Origin of the sequence: Inquilinus limosus, from assembly GCF_002195995.1 — a bacterium.
GTDB lineage: Bacteria > Pseudomonadota > Alphaproteobacteria > DSM-16000 > Inquilinaceae > Inquilinus > Inquilinus limosus_C.
In genome coordinates this window covers 1-7,646 of the sequence record NZ_NHON01000175.1, presented here as the reverse complement: position 1 = coordinate 7,646, position 7,646 = coordinate 1, and the positions used below count along the sequence as shown (strand labels likewise).

The 7,646-nt window shown below is 69.4% G+C and carries 7 protein-coding genes; 4 read left to right on the top strand and 3 right to left on the bottom strand.

Translation table 11 applies throughout. From position 1 onward, the window contains the following. Positions 1–238: 238 nt before the first annotated feature. Complete coding sequence (locus BWR60_RS36730; RefSeq protein WP_144445873.1) at positions 239–544, bottom strand: hypothetical protein; 306 nt, start codon at positions 542–544, stop codon at positions 239–241. 501 nt (positions 545–1,045) lie between these two features. Here BWR60_RS36730 and BWR60_RS36725 point away from each other — a divergent pair. Continuing rightward, positions 1,046–1,507 (top strand): hypothetical protein, encoded by a 462-nt coding sequence (locus tag BWR60_RS36725; protein ID WP_144445872.1) that lies wholly within the window; start codon positions 1,046–1,048, stop codon positions 1,505–1,507. A gap of 326 nt (positions 1,508–1,833) precedes the next feature. Here the strand turns inward: BWR60_RS36725 and BWR60_RS35255 are convergent, their stop codons facing one another. Both BWR60_RS35255 and BWR60_RS35250 read right to left on the bottom strand, forming a co-directional pair. Continuing rightward, positions 1,834–2,589, bottom strand: coding sequence for a C13 family peptidase (locus BWR60_RS35255; RefSeq protein ID WP_088157901.1), 756 nt, complete (start codon positions 2,587–2,589; stop codon positions 1,834–1,836). 170 nt (positions 2,590–2,759) lie between these two features. Continuing rightward, positions 2,760–3,179, bottom strand: a complete 420-nt coding sequence (locus BWR60_RS35250) for a VOC family protein (protein WP_088157899.1) — start codon at positions 3,177–3,179, stop codon at positions 2,760–2,762. A 299-nt stretch (positions 3,180–3,478) separates the two neighbouring features. On the opposite strand from BWR60_RS35250, the gene BWR60_RS35245 reads away from it, so the two are divergent. From BWR60_RS35245 to BWR60_RS35235, 3 genes are all read left to right on the top strand, one after another. Next, positions 3,479–5,296 carry a cation:proton antiporter gene (locus BWR60_RS35245; protein WP_088157897.1) on the top strand — a complete coding sequence of 606 codons (1,818 nt, stop codon included), beginning with the start codon at positions 3,479–3,481 and terminating at the stop codon, positions 5,294–5,296. A 415-nt stretch (positions 5,297–5,711) separates the two neighbouring features. Beyond that, entirely contained in the window at positions 5,712–7,046 is a 1,335-nt protein-coding gene (gene oxlT, locus BWR60_RS35240) for an oxalate/formate MFS antiporter (RefSeq protein WP_179222077.1), read from the top strand. Positions 7,047–7,263: 217 nt separating this feature from the next. Continuing rightward, on the top strand, positions 7,264–7,602 hold the full coding sequence (locus BWR60_RS35235) for a hypothetical protein (protein WP_088157895.1): 339 nt from the start codon (positions 7,264–7,266) through the stop codon (positions 7,600–7,602). The last annotated feature ends 44 nt before the right edge of the window (positions 7,603–7,646 follow it).

The following is a 7,646-nucleotide window of genomic DNA, read 5'->3' as shown; positions in this document are numbered from 1 at the left end:
GCCTCGCCGGCTTCAAGCCGGATCATCGCCGCCTGCTTCAAAGAGGAGGAAAAACTACGAGTGCGCGTCCTGGGCTTGTCGGGCATTCACCCTCCGATCGCCCATGTCACCCTAATTCTTCTGTCTCAGTCCAGGGGGGCAGTCCATTCCTATCCTAGACGCCCCTGACGGTGACGACCGCTTTCGGGCGCCTCACTGGGGCACCGGCTGACTGGGGCGGGCGGATTGGGAACGTCACTCACAACTGCCTGATAGGCGATCCGATCATTGGCTTCGCCTGCGCTCCCCAGTCGTATGCGAGCAATGCACCGAAATCTCCATAGTGCAATTCATCGCCGTAGTTCCAGAAACAGAATGAGATTCCTCCACTTCGTTGCACTGCCAGTCCAATCATTCGTCCATCGCCACTATGGATGGCGTTCAAAGTCGCGATTTCGGCGCTGAGCAGCAGAGGGTCAACCCGGTCTTGAAAATCGTGCACCTCTACGCGTCCGTATTCTCCCATGTCGAACGGTTCGTCGAGAGGCAAGTCGTCGAGGATCACACCCTCACCCTCCGCGGCGACACGTATGCGAACCGTGCTTCCATTGCTGAACGCGAGACGAACCCTGGTTGGGTCTGTCCAGTTCAACTCTCCATTGAAACTGTGCAGGTTCGCAGTAATCGAAATAAGCCTCATCGGAGGATGATGAGCCTGATGGAGAACGTCCGCAACGGGGCCGAATCGAGCCATGTCCGCTTGTGAGAGCCAGGCGCGATGATCGCTTCCATACCCTTTCCGGACCATTCCGGGCGAGCGCTCGTTGCAAACACATCGTGTCATTGCCTTAACTCTGATTCTTGTTCATGATACGTTCCATGGACAAGGCGCAGACCGACCAGGTATCGGAGGCCCCGGCCGCTCCCCAGGAGGAGCGGGCGGCGCGGCATCTGCGCCTGCTGGCCCGGGCGGCCGAGATCCAGATGGAGGTGATGGAGGCCGCCCGCACCGAGGCGGTGGAGGCGCCGCAGCCGGGTGTCGACTATTGCCAGNGAGGTGGCGGAGATGGTCGAGACCACCCCGGCGCCGGCGGCGGTGGCCCGGCTGTGCCGGGAGTTCGGGCTGCCGGCGGACACCGGGCAATGGCTCGCCACCGCGGATGCGGCGCTGGAGCAGCTGGGCTACGCGCCGGCCGACGATGGGGAGGCTGCCCCGGTCCCGGACCAGGCGGTGATCCGGCGGCGGCTGCGGGTGATCATGGCGCTGGGCGCCGCGATCCAGGCGGGGACGGAGGACGAGGCGGAGTGCGACCGCCGCTTCTTCGCCATGGCCGAGCAGATGGACCGGCCGGATCTGGTCGAGATCGCCGACGGCTTCCCGGCGGCGGAGGCGGTGGCCCGGCTGTGCCCGGTCTTCGGCCTGCCGCCGGAGGAGGCGGAGCGCTGGGTCGAGGCATCGGACCAATACCTGGCGCGGCTGGACCTGCCGCCGGTCAAGGACCGGCCGGAGCCGCCGGATACGGGGTGACGCCCTCTCTCCACTGTCATTGCCGTCCTCGGACTTGATCCGAGGATCAACCCGGCAATCCAGAGGCCACCGAGAGCGGTTCTTGAAAGCCCCTGGATCCTCGGGCCAAGCCCGAGGATCCAGGGGGATAGGGGCGAAGTGTTTTGCCTCTCCCGTTTGCGGGAGAGGTCGGAGGCGCTTGCGCCTCCGGGTGAGGGGAGGGCGTCGAGGCCTGGGCCAGCCCTCACCCGCCAGCGCTGCGCGCTGTCGACCTCTCCCGCCAAGCGGGAGAGGCACTGGAAAACCGGTCCTTGCCTGGATGCGCCGACCGGCCTCGCTCAGCCGCCCTAGAACGCCGTCAAGCCGGCTGCGTCGCGGCCGAAGGCGGATTGCGGCTGGGAGGCCGGGAAGCCCTTGGCCTGCTCGCGCCGGGCGACGCAGCCGGAGATTTCGGCCGCGATCGCCGTCCAGGCGGCGCCGCGCTTCAGCGAGTCCAGGAAGCACTGGTCGTAATAGGTAGTGCGGTCGCCGGTGCCGCAGCCGAAGGACGGCCGGTCGGCCCGGGCGGCGGTCAGCACGATCCGGTCCGGCGTCGTCAGCGCCGGCGTGTCGGTGTAGATCCCGGAATAGCAGCCGGAGGTCACCAGCACCGTCGGCCGGCCGGCGCATGCGCCGTCCAGGGCCTGGGCCAGGTAGCCGGGCGGGATCACCGCATTCTCGGCGGCGGCGTACAGCCCGCGGTCGCGCACGCCATGCGAGGTCAGATAGACGAAGCAGCCGGTCCCCGCCGGACCGGCCAGGTCGGCCACCGCGCGGTCGAAATTGGCCTTGGTCGCCACCGCGCCGGGCTGCGGCGCATCGGCCTTGAGCACGGCGATGTCGGCCGGCGCCACGCCGAAGGACACCAGGCTGCGCCGCAGCGAATCGACGCCGTTGTCGAACACCGGCTCGGCATCGTCGGCGGCGACCAGCAGCGCCTTCCAGCGCAGCGGCGCCTCCGCCGCCGCGGCCGGAGGAGAGGAGGGGACGCCCGGACCGGCACAAGCCGCCAGCAGCGCGGTTGCCGCCAGCGCGGCCAGTCGCAGCATCGTCACCGGCCCCATGCGCCCCTCGTCATCCTAGAGACATCCCGGAGACCGTTTGGAAATGCGCTGGCGTGAGTCGGCTGGCGGTGCCGTCGAGACTCGGAGCGCAGCGCACATGGGTGCGTGAGCACCGGAAGCGGAGACGGCGCCGTCAGACGGCCACGCCAGTAGCATTTCCGGACGGTCTCCTACCAGGCGCCGGTGTTGGGCATCGAGACCCAGGGCTCGGCCGGGGCCTTGGACTCGCCCTTCTGCAGGATCTCGATCGAGATGTTGTCCGGCGAGCGGATGAAGGCCATGTGGCCGTCGCGCGGCGGCCGGTTGATGGTCACGCCGGCCTTCTGCACCCGGTCGCAGAAGTCGTAGATGTCGTCGACCTCATAGGCCAGGTGGCCGAAGTTGCGGCCGCCGGTGTAGACCTCGGGGTCCCAGTTGTAGGTCAGCTCGACCGGCGCGTCCTCCTGGCCCGGCGGGGCGAGGAAGATCAGCGTGAAGCGGCCCTTCTCGTTCTCGATGCGCCGGGTCTCCTTCAGGCCCAGCAGGTCGCGGTAGAAGTGCAGCGACTGCTCCAGGTCGGTCACGCGGACCATGGTGTGCAGGTATTTCATCGTCATCCTCCCGAAGGCGTTCGGTTCCTGGCGGCTTGTGTCGGATCGTCCGGGGCGGTCCACGCGGCTGCCCGAGGGCATCGCCGAATCCGGATCCGCGCTACAATCGTCGCCCGGCGGCTGTCTGACAAGCCGACAAGCCGCCGCCGCGGACCTTCGGGCCCGAAGCCGGCGGAAAATCTCGCCGGATCGCAGATCAAAGGTTGTGATCGGGTCTGTCGTTCATAAATGATAGGCACCGTGTCGGCCTGGCCGATGCATCCCCGACCATCTCTGCTTCCGGAGGCCGAGGCGCATCCATGCCGCACGACACCCCCCTGATCGCCACCATCGTCGCCGGCCTCGGCCTCGCCTTCGTGTTCGGCGCCATCGCCAACCGGCTGAAGGCGCCGCCGCTGGTCGGCTACCTCTTGGCCGGCATCCTGGTCGGGCCGCACACGCCGGGCTTCGTCGCCGACCAGGCGCTGGCGCCGGAGCTGGCGGAGATCGGCGTCATCCTGCTGATGTTCGGCGTCGGGCTGCACTTCTCGCTGAAGGACCTGCTGTCGGTGCGGGCGATCGCGGTGCCCGGCGCCGTGGTGCAGATCGGCTTCGCCACGGCGCTGGGCCTCGGCCTGGCGCTGATGCTGGGCTGGACCGTCGCCGGCGGGCTGGTGTTCGGCCTGGCCCTGTCGGTCGCCTCGACCGTCGTGCTGCTGCGGGCGCTGCAGGAGCGGCGGCTGGTCGAGACCGAGCGCGGCCGCATCGCCGTCGGCTGGCTGATCGTCGAGGACCTGGCGATGGTGCTGGCCCTGGTCCTGCTGCCGGCGCTGGCCGGGCTGGTCAACGGCAATCTCGATGTCGGGTCGGACCCGCTGGCCGTCTCCCTCGGCCTCGACCTCGGCGTCGGCGGCATCCTGGGGCTGACCCTGCTCAAGGTCGCCGCCTTCGTGGCGCTGATGCTGGTGGTCGGCCGCCGGGTGATCCCCTGGGTGCTGCACTACGTCGCCCATACGGGATCGCGCGAGCTGTTCCGCCTGGCGGTGCTGGCGATCGCGCTCGGCGTCGCCTTCGGCTCGGCCAAGCTGTTCGGCGTGTCGCTGGCGCTCGGCGCCTTCTTCGCCGGCATGGTGCTGAGCGAATCCGAGCTCAGCCATGCCGCGGCGCAGGAGACGCTGCCGCTGCGCGACGCCTTCGCGGTGCTGTTCTTCGTCTCGGTCGGCATGCTGTTCGACCCGACCAGCCTGTGGCGCGACCCGCTGCCGATGCTGGCGGTGGTGTTCATCATCGTCATCGGCAAGTCGGTCGCCGCCTTCGTCATCGTCCGCATCTTCAGGCACCCGGTGTCGACGGCGCTGCTGATCTCCGCCAGCCTGGCGCAGATCGGCGAGTTCTCCTTCATCCTGGCCGAGCTCGGGGTGAAGCTGCAGCTGCTGCCGGAGGCGGGGCGCGACCTGATCCTCGGCGGCGCGATCCTGTCGATCCTGCTCAACCCGGTGGTGTTCAACGCCTTCGGCCGGCTGCGGCCGCTGCTGGAGCGCGTGGCGCCGGTGCCGGTGCCGGCCGGCGGCCCGGCGGTTCTCCCGGACGAGGAGGCGCCGTCGGCCGAGCCCGCGCCGGCCCCCGCCGCGCCGCCGCCCGCAGCCGATCTGGACACGCTGGGCGAGCCGGCGGTGCCGACCGCGCTCACCGACCATGTCGTGCTGATCGGCTATGGCCGGGTCGGCAGCCTGATCGGCGCGGCGCTGCAGGCGGCCGGCCGGCCGTTCCTGGTGATCGAGGACGCCGACCAGCCGCTGGCCCGGCTGCGCGAGGCCGGGATCGAGACCATCATCGGCAACGCCGCCGTGCCCGAGGTGCTGGGCTTGGCCAACCTGGCCGGCGCCCGGCAGCTCGCCGTCGCCGTGCCGAACGCCTTCGAGGCCGGCCAGATCGTGTCCCAGGCGCGGGCGGCCAACCCGGGCATCGCCATCATCGCCCGGGCGCATTCCGACGCCGAGGTCGAGCATCTGCGCAGCCTCGGCGCCGATGCGGTGATCATGGGCGAGCGCGAGATCGCCCGCGGCATGGCCGAGGCCCTGACCGCCGACACGGCGCCGGAGCCGGAGTCGACGCCGGGAGTCACGCAAACCGCGTGACTCGCTCATGCCCGATTGCAAATCTGTTGCGCGGGGATATCGGTTCAGACATATTACATATTGTATACCAGTTGGACTCTTGCCAATCATGACTGGTCGCGGGCGGACCGGCCGACAACTGAGTGACCCCGGTCGGCCCGTCCTTGCCGGTCGCGCATCCGGGCGACGTGACGCGACGGCCCGGCGTCGATGCAGCAGCGGCGCTCAGCGCCTGACATCCACTCGATTGGCGCTCAGCGCCCCCACGCCTTTGCAGGCCCGGCCCGGAGTTTCGGGATCAGCCAGGGACGTCCGCCGGAGGCCCCGGTCGGCCGGTCCGATCCCGTATCCCTCCTCGGCCTAGGCCTTCAGGGGCCAAAGAACCGCCGGCAGCCAACGACCGGCCGAACGACACAACACCGGGAGAGCCATCGCCATGAGTGCGATTTCCAACGCGAGCGCCGGGACGGGGAGAGCCCCGACGAATCGCTGGATCCAGTTGATCGCCGGCATCGTCTGCATGGTCGCCGCCGCGAACATCCAGTACGCCTGGACCCTGTTCGTCCCCGAGATCCAGGAGACCTATGGCTGGAGCCGCGCCGCGATCCAGACCGCCTTCACCATCTTCGTCATCGTCCAGACCTGGCTGACCCCGATCGAGGGCTACTTCATCGACAAGTACGGCCCGCGCGCCCTGGTGCTGGTCGGCGGCGTCATGACCGGCCTGTCCTGGGTCGTCAACTCCTACGCCACCTCGCTGACCGGCTTCTATGTCGGCGCCGCGATCGGCGGCATCGGCGTCGGCTGCGTCTACGCCACCTGCGTCAACGCCGCGCTGAAATGGTTCCCGGACCGGCGCGGCCTGGCCGTGGGCCTGACCGCCGGCGGCTACGGCGCCGGCTCGGCCCTGACCATCATCCCGATCGCCAACGTCATCGCCGGCTCGGGCTACCAGACCGCCTTCTTCTGGTTCGGCCTGATCCAGGGCAGCATCATCTTCGCCGCCGCCTGGTTCCTGCGCGCGCCGGACAAGGAGGAGGTGCGGCATTCGACCAAGGTCGCCCAGTCGCGGCGCGACTACACGCTGGGTGAAGCGCTGCAGACCCCGGTGTTCTACGTCATGCTCGGCATGTTCATCTGCACCGTCACCGGCGGCCTGATGGCGGTGGCCCAGCTCGGCGTCATCGCCCAGGATCTCGGCGTCAAGGACATGCCGGTGAACCTGTTCTTCTTCACCATGGCGGCGCTGCCCTTCGCGCTGATGCTGGACCGCATCATGAACGGCATCTCGCGGCCCTTCTTCGGCTGGGTGTCCGACCATATCGGGCGCGAGAAGACGATGTTCATCGCCTTCAGCATGGAAGGCATCGGCATCGTCGCGCTCGGCACCTTCGGCCACAACCCGTGGGCGTTCCTGATCCTGTCGGGCGTGGTGTTCCTGGCCTGGGGCGAGGTCTACTCGCTGTTCAGCGCCACCGCGGGCGACACCTTCGGCACCAAGCATGTCGGCAAGATCTACGGCGTGCTGTACTGCGCCAAGGGCGTCGCCGCCCTGCTGGTGCCGTTCGGCAACTTGCTGATGGAGGCGACGGGCACCTGGTCGACGGTGCTGTACACCGTTGCCGGCATGGACCTGATCGCGGCCTTCTCGGCGATCCTGATCCTGCGACCGATGCTGCAGCGCCACCATGCCCGCAACGCCTCGGCCCTGGCCGCGGCACAGCCGGAGCGGGCGGCCAGCCACAGCGGCCGGTTGGCCAGCGCGAACTAGGCGACCGGGCCGGCGCATCCGCGCCGGCCCCCCAGGACCTCACCCGGCCGTCAAGCGTCCGTCCCCAGGGCGGCCGGGGATTTTCGGAGCGATGCCGTCGCTCCGCGGGATGGAAGAGCCGGGCCGGGAGGGGCGACCCTCCCGGCCGGTTTCCGTTCCGGCGGGCCGCATCGCCCGGCTTCGCAGATCCGCCACAATCGGACGGGACGATGCGGCCATGCCCGATATCGACACCATCCTCCGCATCCTCGGCCGCTTCCTGCTCAACATCCTGGTGGCCCTGGCCTGGATCTTCGCGGGGGCGGTGGCCTTCACGCTGGCCAGCTGCACCTCCGGCGACCCTGTGGGCTGGGCCGTCCTGGTCGTGGTCGTGGCCGGCGTCGTCTTCTGGCCGGCGACCGCGGTGCTGCTGGGCGGTGCGCTGGTGCTGGCCATCCGCCGCGCGCCGACCCGCGGCTGGCTGCGCACCATCGTGGCGGTGGCGGCGATCCTGGCCTTCCTCGGCGCCGCCGCCGGCCTCGGCAACCGCAGCGCCTGCACCTTCGGCGGCTTCTGAGGCGGCCGGTCAGGGATCGGGCCGCTCCCTTCGCCCGCGAACCC